Origin of the sequence: Escherichia coli, assembly GCF_036503815.1 — a bacterium.
GTDB lineage: Bacteria > Pseudomonadota > Gammaproteobacteria > Enterobacterales > Enterobacteriaceae > Escherichia > Escherichia coli_F.
Window position 1 is genome coordinate 3865299 of sequence record NZ_AP027764.1, and the last position, 17043, is coordinate 3882341.

At 46.3% G+C, this 17043-nt stretch carries 24 protein-coding genes, 1 tRNA gene and 1 pseudogene; 4 read left to right on the forward strand and 22 right to left on the reverse strand.

The annotated features are described in order from the left end of the window. Positions 1–33: 33 nt before the first annotated feature. The 5 genes from AABJ99_RS18440 to AABJ99_RS18460 form a co-directional block, all read right to left on the reverse strand. Positions 34–813 (reverse strand): hypothetical protein, encoded by a 780-nt coding sequence (locus AABJ99_RS18440; RefSeq protein WP_000783761.1) that lies wholly within the window; start codon positions 811–813, stop codon positions 34–36. Continuing rightward, the gene (locus AABJ99_RS18445; RefSeq protein ID WP_000609023.1) at positions 814–1641 is read right to left on the reverse strand and encodes a hypothetical protein; all 828 of its coding nucleotides are present in this window, start codon (positions 1639–1641) and stop codon (positions 814–816) included. A gap of 492 nt (positions 1642–2133) precedes the next feature. Continuing rightward, positions 2134–2661, reverse strand: coding sequence for a hypothetical protein (locus AABJ99_RS18450; protein ID WP_021534223.1), 528 nt, complete (start codon positions 2659–2661; stop codon positions 2134–2136). A 99-nt stretch (positions 2662–2760) separates the two neighbouring features. Then, positions 2761–3033 carry a hypothetical protein gene (locus AABJ99_RS18455; protein ID WP_001723130.1) on the reverse strand — a complete coding sequence of 91 codons (273 nt, stop codon included), beginning with the start codon at positions 3031–3033 and terminating at the stop codon, positions 2761–2763. Continuing rightward, positions 3030–3197 (reverse strand): hypothetical protein, encoded by a 168-nt coding sequence (locus tag AABJ99_RS18460; RefSeq protein WP_001723129.1) that lies wholly within the window; start codon positions 3195–3197, stop codon positions 3030–3032. The genes AABJ99_RS18455 and AABJ99_RS18460 overlap by 4 nt, the downstream gene beginning before the upstream one ends. Positions 3198–3212: 15 nt before the next feature. On the opposite strand from AABJ99_RS18460, the gene AABJ99_RS18465 reads away from it, so the two are divergent. Beyond that, a complete protein-coding gene (locus AABJ99_RS18465) occupies positions 3213–3413 on the forward strand; it encodes a hypothetical protein (protein ID WP_024170960.1) in 201 nt (66 codons plus the stop codon). A 62-nt stretch (positions 3414–3475) separates the two neighbouring features. Here the strand turns inward: AABJ99_RS18465 and AABJ99_RS18470 are convergent, their stop codons facing one another. Together AABJ99_RS18470 and AABJ99_RS18475 are read right to left on the reverse strand one after the other, a co-directional pair. Beyond that, a complete protein-coding gene (locus AABJ99_RS18470) occupies positions 3476–3799 on the reverse strand; it encodes a hypothetical protein (protein ID WP_016262937.1) in 324 nt (107 codons plus the stop codon). Between the two features lie 64 nt (positions 3800–3863). After that, the gene (locus AABJ99_RS18475) at positions 3864–5006 is read right to left on the reverse strand and encodes a hypothetical protein (protein WP_001723127.1); all 1143 of its coding nucleotides are present in this window, start codon (positions 5004–5006) and stop codon (positions 3864–3866) included. Positions 5007–5295: 289 nt separating this feature from the next. On the opposite strand from AABJ99_RS18475, the gene AABJ99_RS18480 reads away from it, so the two are divergent. Next, positions 5296–6458, forward strand: a protein-coding gene (locus tag AABJ99_RS18480; protein WP_085947771.1) for an IS3-like element IS3 family transposase whose coding sequence is annotated in 2 segments (ribosomal slippage) — positions 5296–5557 and positions 5557–6458 — 1164 coding nt in all. Because the reading frame shifts where the segments join, the coding sequence is not laid out codon by codon here. Between the two features lie 49 nt (positions 6459–6507). On the opposite strand, the pseudogene AABJ99_RS18485 reads toward AABJ99_RS18480, so the two are convergent. The 9 genes and pseudogenes from AABJ99_RS18485 to AABJ99_RS18525 all read right to left on the reverse strand — a co-directional run. Beyond that, positions 6508–6690, reverse strand: a pseudogene (locus tag AABJ99_RS18485) (PerC family transcriptional regulator); the annotation flags it as partial. After that, positions 6687–7217: a ProQ/FINO family protein gene (locus tag AABJ99_RS18490; protein WP_001723124.1), complete on the reverse strand. Its 531-nt coding sequence runs from the start codon at positions 7215–7217 to the stop codon at positions 6687–6689. The pseudogene AABJ99_RS18485 and the gene AABJ99_RS18490, both read right to left, overlap by 4 nt. Before the next feature lie 381 nt (positions 7218–7598). Further along, entirely contained in the window at positions 7599–9404 is a 1806-nt protein-coding gene (locus AABJ99_RS18495) for a DNA primase family protein (protein ID WP_001723123.1), read from the reverse strand. Further along, the gene (locus AABJ99_RS18500) at positions 9401–9691 is read right to left on the reverse strand and encodes a DUF4222 domain-containing protein (protein ID WP_001723122.1); all 291 of its coding nucleotides are present in this window, start codon (positions 9689–9691) and stop codon (positions 9401–9403) included. Before AABJ99_RS18500 ends, AABJ99_RS18495 begins: the two co-directional genes overlap by 4 nt. A 4-nt stretch (positions 9692–9695) precedes the next feature. Next, positions 9696–9896 (reverse strand): hypothetical protein, encoded by a 201-nt coding sequence (locus AABJ99_RS18505; RefSeq protein WP_000551487.1) that lies wholly within the window; start codon positions 9894–9896, stop codon positions 9696–9698. Next, positions 9889–10122, reverse strand: coding sequence for a hypothetical protein (locus tag AABJ99_RS18510; RefSeq protein ID WP_001204082.1), 234 nt, complete (start codon positions 10120–10122; stop codon positions 9889–9891). Before AABJ99_RS18510 ends, AABJ99_RS18505 begins: the two co-directional genes overlap by 8 nt. After that, on the reverse strand, positions 10115–10480 hold the full coding sequence (locus AABJ99_RS18515) for a hypothetical protein (protein WP_001723121.1): 366 nt from the start codon (positions 10478–10480) through the stop codon (positions 10115–10117). The genes AABJ99_RS18510 and AABJ99_RS18515 overlap by 8 nt, the downstream gene beginning before the upstream one ends. Next, positions 10473–10697, reverse strand: a complete 225-nt coding sequence (locus tag AABJ99_RS18520) for a hypothetical protein (RefSeq protein ID WP_000335966.1) — start codon at positions 10695–10697, stop codon at positions 10473–10475. Before AABJ99_RS18520 ends, AABJ99_RS18515 begins: the two co-directional genes overlap by 8 nt. Next, a complete protein-coding gene (locus AABJ99_RS18525) occupies positions 10690–11094 on the reverse strand; it encodes a host cell division inhibitor Icd-like protein (protein WP_071790913.1) in 405 nt (134 codons plus the stop codon). Before AABJ99_RS18525 ends, AABJ99_RS18520 begins: the two co-directional genes overlap by 8 nt. On the opposite strand from AABJ99_RS18525, the gene AABJ99_RS18530 reads away from it, so the two are divergent. Both AABJ99_RS18530 and AABJ99_RS18535 read left to right on the forward strand, forming a co-directional pair. Beyond that, positions 11093–11272 (forward strand): YlcI/YnfO family protein, encoded by a 180-nt coding sequence (locus AABJ99_RS18530; RefSeq protein WP_000201462.1) that lies wholly within the window; start codon positions 11093–11095, stop codon positions 11270–11272. The two genes, AABJ99_RS18525 and AABJ99_RS18530, sit on opposite strands and share 2 nt — an antisense overlap. 57 nt (positions 11273–11329) lie before the next feature. Then, a complete protein-coding gene (locus tag AABJ99_RS18535) occupies positions 11330–11530 on the forward strand; it encodes a hypothetical protein (RefSeq protein ID WP_071607143.1) in 201 nt (66 codons plus the stop codon). Between the two features lie 459 nt (positions 11531–11989). Here the strand turns inward: AABJ99_RS18535 and AABJ99_RS18540 are convergent, their stop codons facing one another. The 6 genes from AABJ99_RS18540 to proA all read right to left on the reverse strand — a co-directional run bounded on the left by AABJ99_RS18540 (position 11990) and on the right by proA (position 17043). Then, the gene (locus AABJ99_RS18540) at positions 11990–12790 is read right to left on the reverse strand and encodes an antA/AntB antirepressor family protein (protein WP_001723119.1); all 801 of its coding nucleotides are present in this window, start codon (positions 12788–12790) and stop codon (positions 11990–11992) included. 77 nt (positions 12791–12867) lie between these two features. Beyond that, positions 12868–13065, reverse strand: coding sequence for a helix-turn-helix transcriptional regulator (locus AABJ99_RS18545; protein WP_000072422.1), 198 nt, complete (start codon positions 13063–13065; stop codon positions 12868–12870). A gap of 227 nt (positions 13066–13292) precedes the next feature. Beyond that, positions 13293–14090 (reverse strand): hypothetical protein, encoded by a 798-nt coding sequence (locus tag AABJ99_RS18550; RefSeq protein WP_001723118.1) that lies wholly within the window; start codon positions 14088–14090, stop codon positions 13293–13295. A 128-nt stretch (positions 14091–14218) separates the two neighbouring features. Continuing rightward, on the reverse strand, positions 14219–15433 hold the full coding sequence (locus AABJ99_RS18555; RefSeq protein WP_000772649.1) for a tyrosine-type recombinase/integrase: 1215 nt from the start codon (positions 15431–15433) through the stop codon (positions 14219–14221). A 166-nt stretch (positions 15434–15599) separates the two neighbouring features. After that, a tRNA-Thr gene (locus AABJ99_RS18560) sits at positions 15600–15675 on the reverse strand. Between the two features lie 114 nt (positions 15676–15789). Beyond that, the gene (gene proA, locus AABJ99_RS18565) at positions 15790–17043 is read right to left on the reverse strand and encodes a glutamate-5-semialdehyde dehydrogenase (RefSeq protein ID WP_039021151.1); all 1254 of its coding nucleotides are present in this window, start codon (positions 17041–17043) and stop codon (positions 15790–15792) included.

Below are 17043 nucleotides of genomic sequence, written 5' to 3' on the forward strand. Positions count from 1 at the left end.
ATCACATTTGAAACAAAACATCAGAAATTATTTTTATTCATGAAACTCCTTCCAAGTATTAATATATTCTTTAACTGCTTCATTATCCGAAAATCCTTTTCCACCATCAATAATATATTTTACGTTTTTCCAGTCCATATACACAGACACAATAGCAACTAAATTTACCAGTTTAACTGGTAACATATTCATAAAAATATCTAAGTAGTAATCTTGATGTTCTTCAGGGCATTTATCCTTAACAACCTTAAAAACAACATATACACATCGCACCATGGAAAATATTGCCATAGATGAATCCTCATCAATTTTATTTATGTAATTTTTAACATCCTCAATTTCGCAAGCTCCTTTTTCATCTATTTGTTTCTCAATAAAAGCCCATATTGCCTCTTCCAATTCACTAACAGCAGCAGATGAGCGGTATTCTTTTCCGTTAATGTTAATAGTAAAACAACTAAACTCCTCTCTTTCTGAAGAGATAAGGTTATAAAAACCGTCTTCAAACCGTTTTAGAAGAACGTCTTTCTCTTGTCTTCTTTCGTCTTTAATTAGTTGCTCGTTTGCTTCTCGTTGAAGTTTCAAGGAATTAATGAGCATAACAATTGTAATGAAGGTCAAGATAGGATTAAGCACACCTCCTACAAAATCCCCGAAAGTGCCCCAATCACCTTTATCATTGGAAAAACCCATCCATTTGCTAGCATTAAAGATATCTAACGGGCTATCCCAATGATTGAAATGAGAAAAGTAAAAATACCATACAATAGCTATTAATATAAGTGAAATAACTTTGATTGAGGGCATCTTCATTTACAATATTTCTCTAATTATATAAGCCTTGAGCTCTCCAATATGATCGCGCAACTCATAAGCAGAAATGGTTATAGGTATAAAAGCGTCTTTACCACCTCTGTTATTCCTATCAAGATTCCTTGAAAACTTATTTTTCTGAGACTGCAATACATGTTCCCAATTAAGATGGTGTCTAAAGGCAATTGAATCTGACTGTCTATCTAATAACAATCGACCAGTTCCTGTTAACATATTAAACCTAGTTATAATAACATTTTCTTCTACTGGTTGAGCAGATTCATGCTCTACATTGATATTGAAGAGCGTCTGCGTATCCATTTTAGCAACAACTAATTTTTTAGTTGGTGTTCTTCTTCTCAGAAGTACATTATATTTTTGTTTCTCAACTGTTTTATGTAAATTCTGTATAGGTTCCTGAATTCTTATCAAAAGTTGTTTTTCAAGCGGTTTAAGACGCTCTACTAAGTCGATTGCTTTCTGGCTCTTAAGATGGTGAGCTATTCCCATTCCTTTAGAGATGTAATATGACATAACATCAAAAAAAACACCCCTGCCAATTTCATTAAATCTTTTTATCTTTTCAGGATCATCAATTCTAAGTTCAAAATTTTGTCCAAACGATCCATCAAATGTATGTTTGAACATATTCCTAAGCCCATGTATAGAGGTTGATTTTTTGGGGACTGAATCATCTAAAATAGTGCTTGTTGTAATTTGGGTGATGTCAGAAGCTCCAGCAAAAACCTTTATGCCGGAATTCATTTCTAATTCTTCAAAATCGTTCTGCCCATGTCCAACCACAACATCCATATCTAAGTTTATCATATGTTACTCTTTCAGAATTATCGTACATTAATTAAACAACATGCTATTTCCTTATATTATGTAGAAAACTTGAGTAGACGGCTATAGACAAATTCATACAATTCTGACTTTGTCTCAAAAACTTGAGTTATAACACTTCCAACGTATGTAACGCACTGAAGCAACTGTTACTTAGAGCGCGTGTAGCCAAAAATCCCCGCTGGCGGTGCTGGTGGGTGGCAAGTTTTGACAGATGCATCCAACGATCTGCACATAAAGTTTTCTAAAGCGGCGCGGTTGACACACTTGACACTTTTTCGCGAAAAACCTTATCAAACCTTAGCATTTCTAAGCATAGCAACTTGACACTTTTCGCGATTTTTTCGGCTTTTTGACGTGGTAAATCTGGCACAAACCCAGTAATGGCGGGGCTTACAGCGAGGTTGACACTTTTTCGCGTTCAGAGTGTAAAGTGTCAACCTGGCAAGCTGCTCAACTTGACACTTTTTGATGTCATTGATGGTCTGATTTTTCCCATTCAGCCAAGGCGTTTAGTCCGGCTTCGCTCCAGTTATCCAGCTCGTCAGGACAAGCATCAGCCACATAACAGACCTCACGTCGCAGCGTACCAATCACCAGTTCGGCATTCTGCCTGAGATCATATTGCTCGAAATAAAACTCAGCATCGCCGTCATCCATCCAAATCCCGCCATCATCAAGAAATTGCACTTCCCAGTCTAATTCCCCGGCTGCATCCAGCACACGTTGCTGTATGTCGTCGTCCGTTACTGGCGCAGGGATTATACCGTCTCTGGCCTTAACTGCTTTCCAGAACTCGCCCCACGTCATTTCCAGCGTTCTTTCTGGCCACATTTCAGAAACGGTGTCTTTCCCCTGTGCCGGTGGGCTGTTCCGCTGCTCTGTCGCCTCCACATCAATTTTTTTGCCAGACATGATCACTTCGCCTTTCTCGATCCAGTCGTAAACTGTCTGGCGGCTTACGCCTTTGTATTTGGCGTATTCGGCTTTACTCATCAACATGTAGCTCACCTCATGCATATACGATAAAAAATAATTTAATGCGAAAAGGGAATGCGTTGTGGGTATGGAGGAAAGGGGCAATAACCGCCCCTTACTGATTCAGTTGCGCCAGGATGGCTGGCTAAGCGTGGTTTTCATTACATCATTGACGACCTGCTTTACGATTTCTGTGTTGGCAGTCGTGCTTTCAACATCAACAAAGCCATAATCGCCAATTTCCACCGTCAGGGATTCCAGTTTCTTCCCCAGTGCATCAGGCAACTCTCCACTGAACCGGTGCCGAAGATTTTCCACCAGCAAAGCCCTGAATGCCTCGCTGTTCTCTTTTTTCTGCCATAGCTGGCGTTTATCCACTCTGATATTTAATTTCACAGCCTCACCTCTTTAAGTGCCTTATCCATCAGTTGCCGGGCAATAACATGAATCGACGGTGCCACACCAAGCACAGATTTCTGACGCTTTTCGGCCTGGATACGTTGCAGGGCTTCGATCTGCCCCCGGGAAAGTAAAACTGGCTTTACTCCGTGATTTTTCATGATGATCCCTTCTGAATGACAATAATTGCAATTATTGCACAAATTGAAATAATACCATCGATAATTGCAATAAATGAAACAAAAAGCATCAATAAACCAACCTTCGGCACTAAATGCTCTGATTTTTCTGCAAAGGTATGGCAGATGTTGCTGCATGCAAACATAAAGGAAATAGCAGAAGAAACAGCGGGGAGTGAAAAGGGGAAGTTTTTATAAATACACGATTGTCGCCTCACTGCAGGTTAACAGCCACAAACCCCATGATAATAACTTGTTAATTATTTCATCAGATTTTTCATTATTTGCGCGATTGAGTACACAAGCAAAAACTCGGCAGCCGCAAGAGTATAAAAAACATAGATTCGCTTAGCCCACCGACGATGAAAGAACTCCTCAGCATGGCCGAATGTTCGAGATACAAGCCATGCACCTACTGCACACAGAGCAGGTGCAATGAGCACAGTTATAAACCAGATTGTGATGCCCATCCCATGCCTACTGATAATAGCCATTGGTATTGCAAAAATGAATGTTAGAGCAGCATTAGCTAATAGAATATCTTTTAAAGTATTTTCAATTAGTTTTTCTAGATTATCTTTCATCTAATCCCCCCCGTTGAACATTAATATATAAAAGCCCCTTACTAAGGGGCTTTGCACGGATTGTTTAAAGGGAACTTTTTTTCGCCCCTTCAATTTCTTCCTGACAAATTTCGTCATTTGTAAATGAGTACTGCAGATAGACATATCCCTGAGTGGAATTGTTCGCTCTGGCCTCAATAGAGATAGTATCGATATTGTTTTTTAATGGTATTTCTTTTGTTCCCTTCCATGTGGCAGATAAGAAGCGTTCTTTTTTGTTTAGCCCCCTCATCCAGTCCTGAGGATCTTTCCAAATTGAACCAGCCAGCAAAAAGTCTGTAGTATCAGCCTTTCCATACAGAGAACTTAAAGAATTACTCAATTCTTCAAACTTGGATTTAAGAGCCAATCCATAGCTATCAGTATCAATATTTTTTCCTAAAGCCCGTATTTGACATAAACCAGCTTTCGGGGAGATCAACAAACCATACATTTCAAAATCTGCGTTTTGCTTCGGTAATTTATCAGAAGTATACAGATTCACACTGTCTGGTAGTGGCTTGAGCTTAGCACCGATCATATCTTCGATGTTTTTCTGTGTAAGACCGGCTTCTAAGCCAAACGGACCATCCGCTGGCGGGAGTAAAGGAAGTTGCCCTTGGGAATTTTTGGCTGTTACTTCCGTTTCAGTACTGTTTTTTGCGTCATTATCTTGTACTGATGCCAGCTTAACTTCAGCGAGGCCATACTTGGCTGTGAGGTACTTTTGCTGCAACATTGCCATGGTCTGCTCTTCAGTGGCAACAGTAGATAATTTTAGTACCTTTATCAGACCACCACTATACTGACGAGCATCAGCTTTGGCTTCGTTGATTTTTGCATCTAAGCTGTCAATTTCAGTTTTAATTGAAGCCGCAAGCTCAGGATCAGGTTTTACTCCAGATACAACAACATCAATTTTGGCACCTGATTCAATAGCATTAATACGCTGTTCCAAAAGCGCTTTATTAGTTCCTAATATTTCCAGTCTTGCTGTTGTCAGATTTTTTATCAACCCACCAGAAAACTGCTGGTCAACTTCCTTAGCTGCTGATATTTCACCTTCCGTTTGCGACAGTTCAGCTTTAAGAGCCGCTACTTCCTGTTTCTGTTCTGGAGTTAACTCTTCTGGCCCACATCCGGTTAACATTACTATACCGACTAATGTTGCAATTAAAGTTTTATTCATATCCCTATTCCAAATGAAAATATTCAGATTAATCTTATCAGGAACCCAGATGCAATTGAATATTCATCTGCTCAGCAACGTAGTAGATTTCCTCAGAAAGCATCAACAAAAAACCAAGAGAATCCCATCCTCTGTTACTGACTACAATTGTTCTTTTTTTGGTATTTCCTGAATGCCTCACCATTGGGCTGATGTAATCCCATCCCGGCATGTGCCCGGCTGATTGATCTTACCCAGCAATAGTGGACACGCGGCTAAGTGAGTAAACTCTCAGTCAGAGGTGACTCACATGACAAAAACAGTATCAACCAGTAAAAAACCCCGTAAACAGCATTCGCCTGAATTTCGCAGTGAAGCCCTGAAGCTTGCTGAACGCATCGGTGTTACTGCCGCAGCCCGTGAACTCAGCCTGTATGAATCACAGCTCTACAACTGGCGCAGTAAACAGCAAAATCAGCAGACGTCTTCTGAACGTGAACTGGAGATGTCTACCGAGATTGCACGTCTCAAACGCCAGCTGGCAGAACGGGATGAAGAGCTGGCTATCCTCCAAAAGGCCGCGACATACTTCGCGAAGCGCCTGAAATGAAGTATGTCTTTATTGAAAAACATCAGGCTGAGTTCAGCATCAAAGCAATGTGCCGCGTGCTCCGGGTGGCCCGCAGCGGCTGGTATACGTGGTGTCAGCGGCGGACAAGGATAAGCACGCGTCAGCAGTTCCGCCAACACTGCGACAGCGTTGTCCTCGCGGCTTTTACCCGGTCAAAACAGCGTTACGGTGCCCCACGCCTGACGGATGAACTGCGTGCTCAGGGTTACCCCTTTAACGTAAAAACCGTGGCGGCAAGCCTGCGCCGTCAGGGACTGAGGGCAAAGGCCTCCCGGAAGTTCAGCCCGGTCAGCTACCGCGCACACGGCCTGCCTGTGTCAGAAAATCTGTTGGAGCAGGATTTTTACGCCAGTGGCCCGAACCAGAAGTGGGCAGGAGACATCACGTACTTACGTACAGATGAAGGCTGGCTGTATCTGGCAGTGGTCATTGACCTGTGGTCACGTGCCGTTATTGGCTGGTCAATGTCGCCACGCATGACGGCGCAACTGGCCTGCGATGCCCTGCAGATGGCGCTGTGGCGGCGTAAGAGGCCCCGGAACGTTATCGTTCACACGGACCGTGGAGGCCAGTACTGTTCAGCAGATTATCAGGCGCAACTGAAGCGGCATAATCTGCGTGGAAGTATGAGCGCAAAAGGTTGCTGCTACGATAATGCCTGCGTGGAAAGCTTCTTTCATTCGCTGAAAGTGGAATGTATCCATGGAGAACACTTTATCAGCCGGGAAATAATGCGGGCAACGGTGTTTAATTATATCGAATGTGATTACAATCGGTGGCGGCGGCACAGTTGGTGTGGCGGCCTCAGTCCGGAACAATTTGAAAACAAGAACCTCGCTTAGGCCTGTGTCCATATTACGTGGGTAGGATCAGATGGTTTCGCGCATCTCCCCCGAAATTATCCTGCCTTGCTGGTGGGCGTGCTGCCTTGTGGATACATTCCGCGCGACGTTTTGCCGCCTGTTCCCGTGCCTTGTCATCATTCGCCAGCATGATGACCTCAGCCCACCGCGCCGCCGCTCTCCGGTACAGACCACGCGCTTCCAGTGCTTCCGCTTTGCTGTCGTGAATCATGCGCCTATTGTCTCCTTTGCTGCCCGGCGCTGGCGTTTGCGCTTCTCATTCAGCGCCACCAGCCGCGTTTCTGCGTCCTGTTGTTCCTGTGGTGTCACCTCGCCGCACGGCTGGCCTTTCAGGTCGTAGCGTACCCCACCAGCCATTAAGGCGCGGTAATAGTGCGGACACTGCGCATAAGATGCCAGCGTCGCACGCAATGCCCCTGGCCCGAATGCCAGCCCCCTGACGGCGAGATCCTGCATCAGGTCGTCGAATATCCCCACCTTAAGCGGCTTCGGTGCTTCCCGGCTGAATAAGTCAGGCCACAACTCAGTGAGGCGGTTAACGCGCCTGCGGTTTTTGCGCTGGCGTTTGGTCATATGCCGCCACGGTGTCGCCCCTGTGGGCTTTTGCTGCGCTTTCTGGTTACCGGGCATCACTTTATGCGCCGATGTGGTTTTATCCTGCTCCTGCGCCGCCTGCGTCGTTTTCTGCGGCGTGCCGTAAATGCCTTTCGGTTTTCTGTTAATGGTCAGCTTAGTCATGCTTTGCCCCATCGTTACAACTGTCTACCAACTGTCTACCGATATAATTGTTTGATTTATTTAATGTTATTAATACATAACAAAAAAACAATCTGCAAACTGTCTACCAACTCTCTACAGTATTAATACATTGATAATTAATGACTTTTACTAAATGGTAGACAGTGTAGATAGTTAAAAGAAAAATTTTAAAAATGAACCCATAACTATCTATTTTTAGATACCCCCGTGGTTTAGAAATATAAAATAAACTGTCCACCTCTCTACCACATTAAAAATACCTATATAATTCAAAACATTAATTAGTAGATGGTTGGTAGAGGGTTAAGTGTATCTGTCTACCAACCGTCTACTTTTAAGTTTCAACTTATAAATTTCGTATCATGTTCTGTCGTTAATGCCTGCCGTTGCTGGTAACCATCCATCAGCATCTTTATCTAACAGAACATTTGTGATCGTTCGCCCTTTATCTGGACCTTTAGTGCATTTAGCCCGCTTGTACTCCTTTCCGTACTCAGCCATTGCCCCTGGCATATCTGTACCAAAGCGTGTCAGTGATACCGGTTTTCCCAGACCATGCGCAGACATATAAGCCAAATAAGCATGATACAGATATCGCCTCGGACTAAATGGCACTATTTCTGCATTACCTACTATCATTCCCTCACATTTAACCAACGACATCAGATAACCGCAGAAGTCCACCAGCGAATCACCTTCACGCTTTATCAACAGTGCTTCTTCTGATTTTTGCTGCTCATAAAGTAGTCTTTTCGCTTCGTCCTGGTCGGCAAATCGTGTAAGCAAATGGCGAATCACTACTGCCAGTTCCCCTTCTATCTTTTTCGCCAGCATCGGATCGCGTTCGTTCTCTGGTACAACCTCAGAGAAATTAAATATTACTCGTCGACGCGAGATCCCCCCACTACGGTCGCTGAATGACATGGCATAATTGTTTACTGCCAGCACTACCGCAGGAACGCGCGTGGAATAGGGCGCTTTGTGTTTCGGATCGATAGCCACCTTGTCACCGCCTGTAATGGCCTTAATCCCAGCACCATCACCTGCGTAGCGGGTCATGTCAGGCATGATAATCAGAGAATATCCCACCACTAACGCTCGTTCCCTCGCGTCTTCCAGCGCCTTCATGCTCGCCGATACTGTATTGGCCTTACCCGCCAGCATGGTACAAATCTCCGCCATCACACTTTTACCGCTTCCGCCCGGCCCCGTTACCTCAAGGAATAACTGCCAGTCGTACCGGTTCGCCAGTACCATGAATAATGCCGCCAGTACGCGATCCGCTTTACGAGCATTATCCGCCACCGAACGACGCAACCACTTCCAGAAATTCGGCGCATGTGTTGCCAGCGTTTCCCCCTCTTCTGGCGGGCTGAACGGTAATTCACTGGCATTTAACAACCAGTCATTTTTGTTGTGTTCCCGAAAATTTCCTGTCCTGATATCAAAAACACCGTTACTGAACCCAATAAGATTTCTGTCCGCTCCCCCCATAACAGGTAGACTCAATTTCATTGTCTCTACGGCAAATTTAATGGCGTTTTGCGAATAACTAATTTCGGCATCAATAAAAATCTTCGCCATAGACCGCTGGAGTTCCTTATCAGATACAGGCTCCCAAACAATTCCGTTGTAATGGTGAACTACATCAGAATCATCATTTATCGCCAGTGCTCCTCCATAATGTTCAAGTAACACTTCCCCTCTCTGGCTGGCTCCCATCTGATTTAATGCAGGCTTGGGTAGACCACTATTTTTTGTAGCTAATTTCATCACTGAAACTTCCCCGTGCTCAGCCTGTTCGCGGATCCGTTGCAGGTAGTCGCGCCAGTTCTCCGGTTCCTGGTCGGTGATACCTTTGTATAATTTCGCCTCCTGTACGCCAGCCAGCGCCAGCTTTTCAGCGATAGTATTGATCTGGATTGGCTCTATCTCCCCCGCGATATAGACACGCGCAAAACGGCGTTTCTCGTCAATAATGCGGATATTCGCCAGGTCTGCCAGTTGCTTTGGCCCCAGGTAAACAGGAGGCACGTTATCGCCGTGTTTTCGTCCTTCACTTTCAATCCAGTGTTGAGCATGGGCGTAAGCATCCATCCCGGCAAAAATGATTACCTCAGTGAATTTATCCTTCGGCTGATATTTTAGACTCGGTGCGTTTTTCACTTCTTACCTCCCGCAACCAACATTGCCCGGATTTTTTTAATATTCGTGGCTGCACGTCTCGCCACTGCCTGTTGTTTGTTTTCCACCACAATAAAATCACGATCAAACTGACGGCGCGGCATTACGCAGTCATATTCGTAAGCCTCACGGCGGTAGGTGATATTGCCTGGCGTAACGTGACGAATAACCACCCGTCCCCCGCGTCTGGTGTCCCGGAAAATATCACCGGGGCGGATTTCAGGCCGAGAGAGGCCGCTGGCAGTAAAGCCAGAATTTTTCTTTTTCATGGTTTTATTTTCCTGTCAGCAGTTCCGGTTTTATTTCCGCACGAATACAAAGTTCAGAAAAAAATTCAGGAGAACCAACAATCTCATTACTTTTCAGTCGGCATTGTGATTTCACTTTCCCTTTATCCAGGTAAACCAGTACGCGTCCGGTGAAATCATCTGGCACATTAAGCACTACGGGTACATGCGCTTCATGATTATGCATGGCTTACATCCTCCGTGAATTTTCTTCTGTAACGCGTCTCTGCCACATATTCCGCATAGTCCGACGCAATACTAAGAATCATTTCACCCTCTGACTTGTAGCCACTGGTATTGATAAGAAAATATGCAGCTTTCATCATGTCAGCAACGCTCAACAATGCGCCCGCTGCATCTTCCGGTGCGCCATCAAATTCCCGTTTCAGGGAATTAAAACGATCATCACGCATGTTTACCCCCCTGAATGACCTGATAACCGCAACTGGTCAGCAACTCGATAAATTCCGGCAGTGTGCCGAAACAGCAATCATCACGCAGCCGTTCGCGGGATACTTCAACGCCGTTTTCGTAGTGACTCACCATACGCCCGGTAAAATGCAGATCATCATCGTGATGGCTCGTTGACGGCTTAATCAGTCGCGCACGTTCCGCCAGTTCCAGCAATGCTTCAACGCTTCCGGCAATTGCACCATCCGGCAGGTGGTAATTACGCACTATGCGCCCGTTCTCCACATTGACCAGCAACTGCCCGGTAAATTTCTCGTCAAACTGAATGCTGTTAAGGTCAGAAATTGACAGGTTATGCATGGTGCACCTCCTGCACATCAGCCATGATAATTTTTCCGGCCTTATCCAGTGCCTGATCGGCTTTTAGCTGCACAAATGCTAAATAATGGGAGATGCATTCTGATTCTCTGGCTGCGTGTTTATGCGCCACACCAGCGATAGCAGAAATCTCAATAAGTGAATCCATCAGCGTTTTGATAGCGTCTACCGCTGCATCAGGCCATGTTGCATTACACATGTTCCACCTCCTGGCGAATACGGGCGGCGAATACCATCACGCAGCCATCAGGAGATTGCTGGCGTGCTTCCTGTTCGCTGGTGGCCTCGATGTGAATTACGCGCGGTTGTGCCGTGCTCAGGGCGATAAAACGCCAGATGTATTTATTCAGGTTGTGCGAGTCCCGCCCTTGCGGGTGTGTGGTATGATTTCTCATAGCTACCTCGATACTCTTGCTATCGTTGGTGGTTAGACGCCCTGCATGTGTGCCACCACTGCGGGGCGTTGTCGTTTCTGCACCTTGCATCAACAAGGTGTTGAACACCAATTTAAGCCCAGGTGTTAAACACGTCAAGTGTTGAACACTTATTTTTTTTCCTGCATACTGCATTTGTTTTTTGTAAGGGGTACACAACATGGCGACAAAAGCAGTAAACGCAAAATCACAAACAGTTGCGGCAAGGGTTCCGCATGAAGTTATGAACAATGTTGAGGCGGTAAAAATGCCTGGTGAAAGTACAGGGCAGTTTGTAACAGCAGCATTAAAGCGAGAAGTTGAATACCGCCAGCGCCGCAAGGCCAAAGAACAGGAGTAACCATCACCAGCGCCGTGGTGTGAGGAGCTACGGTGCATCGTTTTACAGGGCTGCGCCATGACCAACAAAAAATCAACCAATACACCATCACCGGCACGGAAAAGACAGCGCAGAAAGATAGCGTACGAGCATGAGTCAAACAGATTCGCGCCCTGTGCGTTTATCCTTGAGAAATTCCTTAAAGAGTACAGGCGCACAAAAATGGGGTCGCATACCTGGAAAACATCGCGGCATGGCAATGTTAAAGAGCAGGAATAGCCCACCAGCAAGCCAGCATATTCACCATAATGACCCTCAGTTAAACATAGAGTCATTGGTGCAAAGCTGACACATTGCCCACCAGCCGCAAATCTGGCATTGTTGGCGATGCGTTCAAGTATGTAGCTTTCCCACTGGCGGCCCTCTGCGGTCGCCTTTGTTTTATCCAGAACGAAATCAGACATCAGATTGATCAGCACCTGGCGACCTGACAAAATCGCATCAGTCGCGCCACCAGCAAAATTTTTTGCTTTCCGGACAGTGTGACCAACGACATTTTGCAGCAAAATATTCTGCATTTCTGGCGTGCTGTAGTAACGGTGATCAGCGCCTTCACTCTGTGCGACCACAACGCTATAATCTGCCTCGTAGACAGTAAGCAATATGGCGCAGTAGGCTATTCGTTCACAAAGGCGCTCCGGCAACGGGGCGCTTTCTCTTTTTGTAACGGTCAGAGCGTTACACATGGCTGTTTTCCTCCATGCGACGGGCTAACCAACGCTGCGAAAGACGAATTAATTCAGCCTTCCGCTGGTGGTAGTCCTGGCCTAACTCAATCAGCGTGATATTGCTCTGCTCAAGGTAAGAAAGGTGCTCAAGCTGCAACGTGCTCATGTGGTCGCGTGGTTCGCCTGTAATGCCGTTCGCCAGTGCCCACTGTTTTGCAGTCATGCCACCCAGCACGATACGCGCCAGCATGTTCGCTTCCGTGGTGTAGTGGTGCTGGAGTGTGTTTTTACCCAGTTCAGCCCGGTACGCCTCCAGCGCGGCACACATTGGCTTAAAGTAGCTGGCAACTGTGATACGGGCTTTCAGTTCCCGGCGTAACGCTGCGGAACGAACAGGCGCAACCTTGTGTAGCTCCTCCTCGCATTTGATAAAGTACTGGCGAACGGCGCGGCCCTGTTCGGTACGTTCGACCATCGCCAGTTCTTTCGCCATGTTCACGGTGATGATGTACTCAAGAGCTGTTTGCTGGCGAGATTTTGCGCTCACCGGATCGGGTCGGCTCAAATATTCAACAACCTCATAATCCACGCCTTCCGTGAAGCCGTATTCTTCAATGCGCCCCTTGATCCACGAACGGAAAACGCGCCCTACACCTAACGCCTTATGTAACGCTCTGGCACTAACAATATTGGTTTCACTCCCGCCAATAACGCCGGAAATAATCGGGATAATTTCGCCGAGATTTTGCAGATTCTGGTTTTCAGGCCGAACAAAGCCCCGCCCCTGTACGGGCATTTTTGGAAATTTCATAAAAACTCCTGCTATCGAATTAAGTTACTTTTATTTGCTGGTGGATAGCTGGGGGAAATAGCCCCGTAGCCATTTAATCAGGTAGCTGTTCCGCGTGATTCCGCAATACGCTGATTAATCCACTCGTCAATTTCACTCTCAACGAAAGCAATAGCTCGCGAGCCAATTTTAACTGATGCAGGAAATTTACCTTGCCCCATAAGGCGATAAATCCATGCCTTGCTATATCCAGTTCTACGCTGAACTTCTGTTAAACGAATAAGCGTATTTGACATATATTTACCTCATAACGTCTACTCAATTTGACGAGGTAATCATGGCACAGAAATAACGAATATTTTCATACCCTCAGGCCTAATGGTTACCGGAAGGAAATCTACCCTAAGGGTGATGGTAATCGGGAGGAAATCTACCCTAAGGGTGATGGTAAAATTGACGGGGAAGATAAAAAAATACCCTCAGGGTAACAGTAAATCACCCTCAGGGTATGCGGTATGGTGCGTTAATCCGGCTTTGCGTTCTTTTGGCTGTTGTCTCGGTTAATAGGGCAGGCAGTCCTCTCTATGAGCGTTGCAAGTGCATTACTTGCCCCCCACTGCTTAAGCTCCCTGGTTATCGCTTCTTGATTTCCCCTGGTGGCAAAATCATTTTCTGGATCGTAATTGGCCCACTCTCTGTTTCTAATCTCAATAGCCTTAGCTAATGGGTCTTTATCCCAGTATTTATATAAGTGTATCGGGTGCTCTTGCTCTAACTGCTCTATCCTTGCCCTTAACTCTGCGTTTTCTTTTTCCAGCATTGCGATTTGGGATAATAAATCATCCTCTGTACGCAACTCTTTCTTTTCAATATCGCGTCCTTGTGCCTCGTCATTTTCAGAAGAGTTAGCGCCTTCCAGCTTCGTTAACGCGTCAAGGACATCGGGAAAAATTGCGAAAATTTCACCCCTTATAAATCCAATGTTCTCAAATTCGGGATCTTCCCAATAACCGGACACCAGAAAACCATTTTCATCCCTCTCACCAGGTAAACAACCACGTTTCCGAACCGCATTCAGATTTCTATAAAGAACATCATTATCAAATTCATCCCGATACGGGTTACAAAAAGATTCCAACAGCTTAAATTCATTTACTGTGTACAGGCGGATATGTTCTCCGCTTATTCTCCTGAGTATCCAAGTTATGACATCTGAAACATCATAATCATCACCAGCGACCTTAAGCACGACCTCAAGAAATTCACGTAAAGAAATAAAATCTTTTTTGTATTCGTTTAATTCGGCATGAATATCAATCATACGCACACCTCAGCGTCCTCTACTGTAGTGGCTGTACCAGTCCGTCGAGGTGTACGGATTTTCGGGAGCGACCCTAGACACAGCCTTTTCTTTCGTCGCTCAAAGTCTACTACTGTATACTCAACCAGTCACCCGCATTTTCCGAACTCACCATGCACCACATTTCCGCCATGCTCGAGCGAATCCATATAATCAGCGTACCACTGAAGCATTTCCCGCCGCCCATCCAGATATTGCGCATGGTTGTATGTGCCACGAATTGAGTTTTTATCGACGTGCGCAAGCTGTGTCTCTATCCACGCGGTGTTATAGCCCTGCTCATGCAAAATGGTGCTCATAGTGTGCCGGAAGCCATGACCAGTAACCTTTCCGTTATAGCCGATGCGTTTAAATACTTGGTTTATGCTAGCCTCGCTCATTGTTTTCCTTGGATCATTACGGCCGGGAAACATAAGCGGATAATTGCCAGTTAGTTCTTTAATCTGCCCAATAAGCGAAAGAGCCTGCTCAGACAAAGGCACTACATGAGGGCGACGCATTTTCATCCGTGAAGCAGGTATCTCCCAGATAGCCTTGTTGAGATCGATTTCATCCCATAATGCACCGCGCAGTTCGCCAGTCCGCAAACCGGTGATAATCAGTAAACGAGCCGCCATAACAACCAATGCACTTCCTGAGTAACTGGACAATGCCTTGAAAAAATCAGGTAATTCTTTGGCTGTGAGGAAAGGATAATGATTAGATTCATGACCTTGCATCGCGCTGGTGAGATCCGGTGCAGGGTTATACTCAGCACGTCCAGTGACAATTGCATAGCGGAAAACTTCCCCACATCGCTGCCTCACTTTTTTGGCTTTTTCGGTAGCACCGCGCCCCTCGATGCGCCGCAGCACATTCAGCAGTTCAAGTGGTTTGATTTCGGCGATTGGTTTTTTGCCAATGTAAGGGAACACATCTTTGTTGAAGGCTTCGAGGATGTCTGAAGCATAACCAGCAGACCATTTTTTTAATTTGCTGCTGTGCCACTCAAGGGCAATATCTTTGAAGGTGTTGTTTAACTGCGTTTCCCGGGCAATCTTTTCCTCTCGTTTCGCTTCCATCGGATCGATACCCCCAGCGATACCCCTTTTAGCTTCTTCACGTTTTGCACGAGCATCAGCCAAGGTAACTTCAGGATACACACCTAGTGCTAACAGCTTCTCTTTACCAGCTACACGATACTTGAAGCGCCAATATTTTCCTCCACTAGGTTTTACCAAGAGATACAGACCACCACCATCAGCCAGCTTGTAAGCCTTCTCTTTTGGCTTGGCAGTGTCTATTTGACGGGCATTGAGTTTCACTTGGGGGTACCTCCACTAAACCGAACAGCAAATACCCCCAAAAGTACCCCCAATTGACTGTAGATTTTGGAGTACTTAAGTAGACGTCAAAAGACTAAAAGGGGCGCTAACATGCGGATTATAAGAGGTTTTTAAATACTTGAGTAGACTTGGAGATACATTAGAATGGTGCCGATAATAGGAGTCGAACCTACGACCTTCGCATTACGAATGCGCTGCTCTACCAACTGAGCTATATCGGCCCTGAAAGGACATGTTCACGAACGTGAATCACGGTGGACAAGGTTAAAACTAACCGGGCGATGCGTCAATGGCCTTGTGAATCAAATGGCTACTTTTGCATCACCCGGTTTTATTTACGCACGAATGGTGTAATCACCAATGCCGATCCACTTGTAGGTGGTCAGAGCTTCCAGCCCCATTGGGCCGCGCGCGTGGAGTTTTTGTGTGCTTACCGCAACTTCCGCCCCCAGACCAAACTGGCCGCCGTCGGTAAAACGCGTAGAGGCGTTAACGTAAACAGCGGAGGAATCCACTTCGTTAACAAAACGCTGGGCGTTGCGCATATCGCGGGTCAGGATCGCATCGGAATGTTGCGTGCCGTGTTCACGAATATGGGCGATAGCATCGTCAAGATCGCTGACGATTTTGACGTTCAAGTCTAATGACAGGAACTCATCGTCATACTCTTCGGCTTTAACAGCCACCACCTTCGCGGGACCTGCCTGCAACTGCGCCAGCGCAGTTGCGTCAGCGTGTAATGTCACGCCGCTTTCCGCCATTTGCTTGCTTAATGCGGGCAGGAAGCTATCTGCGATGTTTTTATTTACCAGCAACGTTTCTACCGTATTACACGTGCTCGGGCGCTGAGTTTTCGCGTTGACAATCACTTTCAATGCTTCAGCGATCTCTGCACTTTCATCAACGTAAATATGGCATACGCCTATACCTCCTGTGATTACCGGAATCGTCGACTGCTCGCGGCACAGTTTATGCAACCCAGCCCCGCCGCGTGGGATCAGCATGTCGATGTATTTATCCATACGCAGCATTTCACTGACCAGCGCACGGTCAGGATTATCAATCGCCTGCACGGCACCCGCCGGTAATCCGCAGGAATTCAGAGCATCCTGAATCACCGCTACCGTTGCAGCATTAGTGCGGCAGGTTTCTTTACCGCCACGCAGAATCACTGCATTACCGGTTTTCAGGCACAGTGAAGCAACATCAACCGTCACGTTCGGGCGCGCTTCATAAATTACACCAATCACCCCCAGCGGTACGCGACGACGCTCCAGACGCAGGCCGCTGTCCAGCACCCCGCCATCAATTACCTGCCCCACCGGATCGGCGAGGTTACACACCTGGCGCACATCATCGGCAATGCCTTTCAGCCGCGCGGACGTCAACGCCAGACGATCAAGCATCGCGTCACTAAGACCATTGGCACGCGCGTCAGCAACATCCTGGGCATTAGCGTTGAGAATGCTTTCGCTTTGTGCTTCCAGTTCATCGGCGATTTTTTCCAGCACGCGATTTTTTTCGCGGCTGGAGAGTTGCGCTAATTTATACGAGGCTTGCTTCGCGGCAATGCCCATTTTTTCCAGCAT

Excerpts from the sequence above, each read along its gene's own strand:
- AABJ99_RS18440 (WP_000783761.1), bottom strand. The coding sequence starts at position 813 with ATGAAGATGCCCTCAATCAAAGTTATTTCACTTATATTAATAGCTATT.
- AABJ99_RS18445 (WP_000609023.1), bottom strand. The coding sequence starts at position 1,641 with ATGATAAACTTAGATATGGATGTTGTGGTTGGACATGGGCAGAACGAT.
- AABJ99_RS18450 (WP_021534223.1), bottom strand. The coding sequence starts at position 2,661 with ATGTTGATGAGTAAAGCCGAATACGCCAAATACAAAGGCGTAAGCCGC.
- AABJ99_RS18460 (WP_001723129.1), bottom strand. The coding sequence starts at position 3,197 with ATGAAAAATCACGGAGTAAAGCCAGTTTTACTTTCCCGGGGGCAGATC.
- AABJ99_RS18465 (WP_024170960.1), top strand. The coding sequence starts at position 3,213 with ATGACAATAATTGCAATTATTGCACAAATTGAAATAATACCATCGATA.
- AABJ99_RS18470 (WP_016262937.1), bottom strand. The coding sequence starts at position 3,799 with ATGAAAGATAATCTAGAAAAACTAATTGAAAATACTTTAAAAGATATT.
- AABJ99_RS18475 (WP_001723127.1), bottom strand. The coding sequence starts at position 5,006 with ATGAATAAAACTTTAATTGCAACATTAGTCGGTATAGTAATGTTAACC.
- AABJ99_RS18490 (WP_001723124.1), bottom strand. The coding sequence starts at position 7,217 with ATGACTAAGCTGACCATTAACAGAAAACCGAAAGGCATTTACGGCACG.
- AABJ99_RS18500 (WP_001723122.1), bottom strand. The coding sequence starts at position 9,691 with ATGAAAAAGAAAAATTCTGGCTTTACTGCCAGCGGCCTCTCTCGGCCT.
- AABJ99_RS18505 (WP_000551487.1), bottom strand. The coding sequence starts at position 9,896 with ATGCATAATCATGAAGCGCATGTACCCGTAGTGCTTAATGTGCCAGAT.
- AABJ99_RS18510 (WP_001204082.1), bottom strand. The coding sequence starts at position 10,122 with ATGCGTGATGATCGTTTTAATTCCCTGAAACGGGAATTTGATGGCGCA.
- AABJ99_RS18515 (WP_001723121.1), bottom strand. The coding sequence starts at position 10,480 with ATGCATAACCTGTCAATTTCTGACCTTAACAGCATTCAGTTTGACGAG.
- AABJ99_RS18520 (WP_000335966.1), bottom strand. The coding sequence starts at position 10,697 with ATGTGTAATGCAACATGGCCTGATGCAGCGGTAGACGCTATCAAAACG.
- AABJ99_RS18530 (WP_000201462.1), top strand. The coding sequence starts at position 11,093 with ATGGCGACAAAAGCAGTAAACGCAAAATCACAAACAGTTGCGGCAAGG.
- AABJ99_RS18525 (WP_071790913.1), bottom strand. The coding sequence starts at position 11,094 with ATGTTGTGTACCCCTTACAAAAAACAAATGCAGTATGCAGGAAAAAAA.
- AABJ99_RS18535 (WP_071607143.1), top strand. The coding sequence starts at position 11,330 with ATGACCAACAAAAAATCAACCAATACACCATCACCGGCACGGAAAAGA.
- AABJ99_RS18540 (WP_001723119.1), bottom strand. The coding sequence starts at position 12,790 with ATGAAATTTCCAAAAATGCCCGTACAGGGGCGGGGCTTTGTTCGGCCT.
- AABJ99_RS18545 (WP_000072422.1), bottom strand. The coding sequence starts at position 13,065 with ATGTCAAATACGCTTATTCGTTTAACAGAAGTTCAGCGTAGAACTGGA.
- AABJ99_RS18550 (WP_001723118.1), bottom strand. The coding sequence starts at position 14,090 with ATGATTGATATTCATGCCGAATTAAACGAATACAAAAAAGATTTTATT.
- proA (WP_039021151.1), bottom strand. The coding sequence starts at position 17,043 with ATGCTGGAAAAAATGGGCATTGCCGCGAAGCAAGCCTCGTATAAATTA.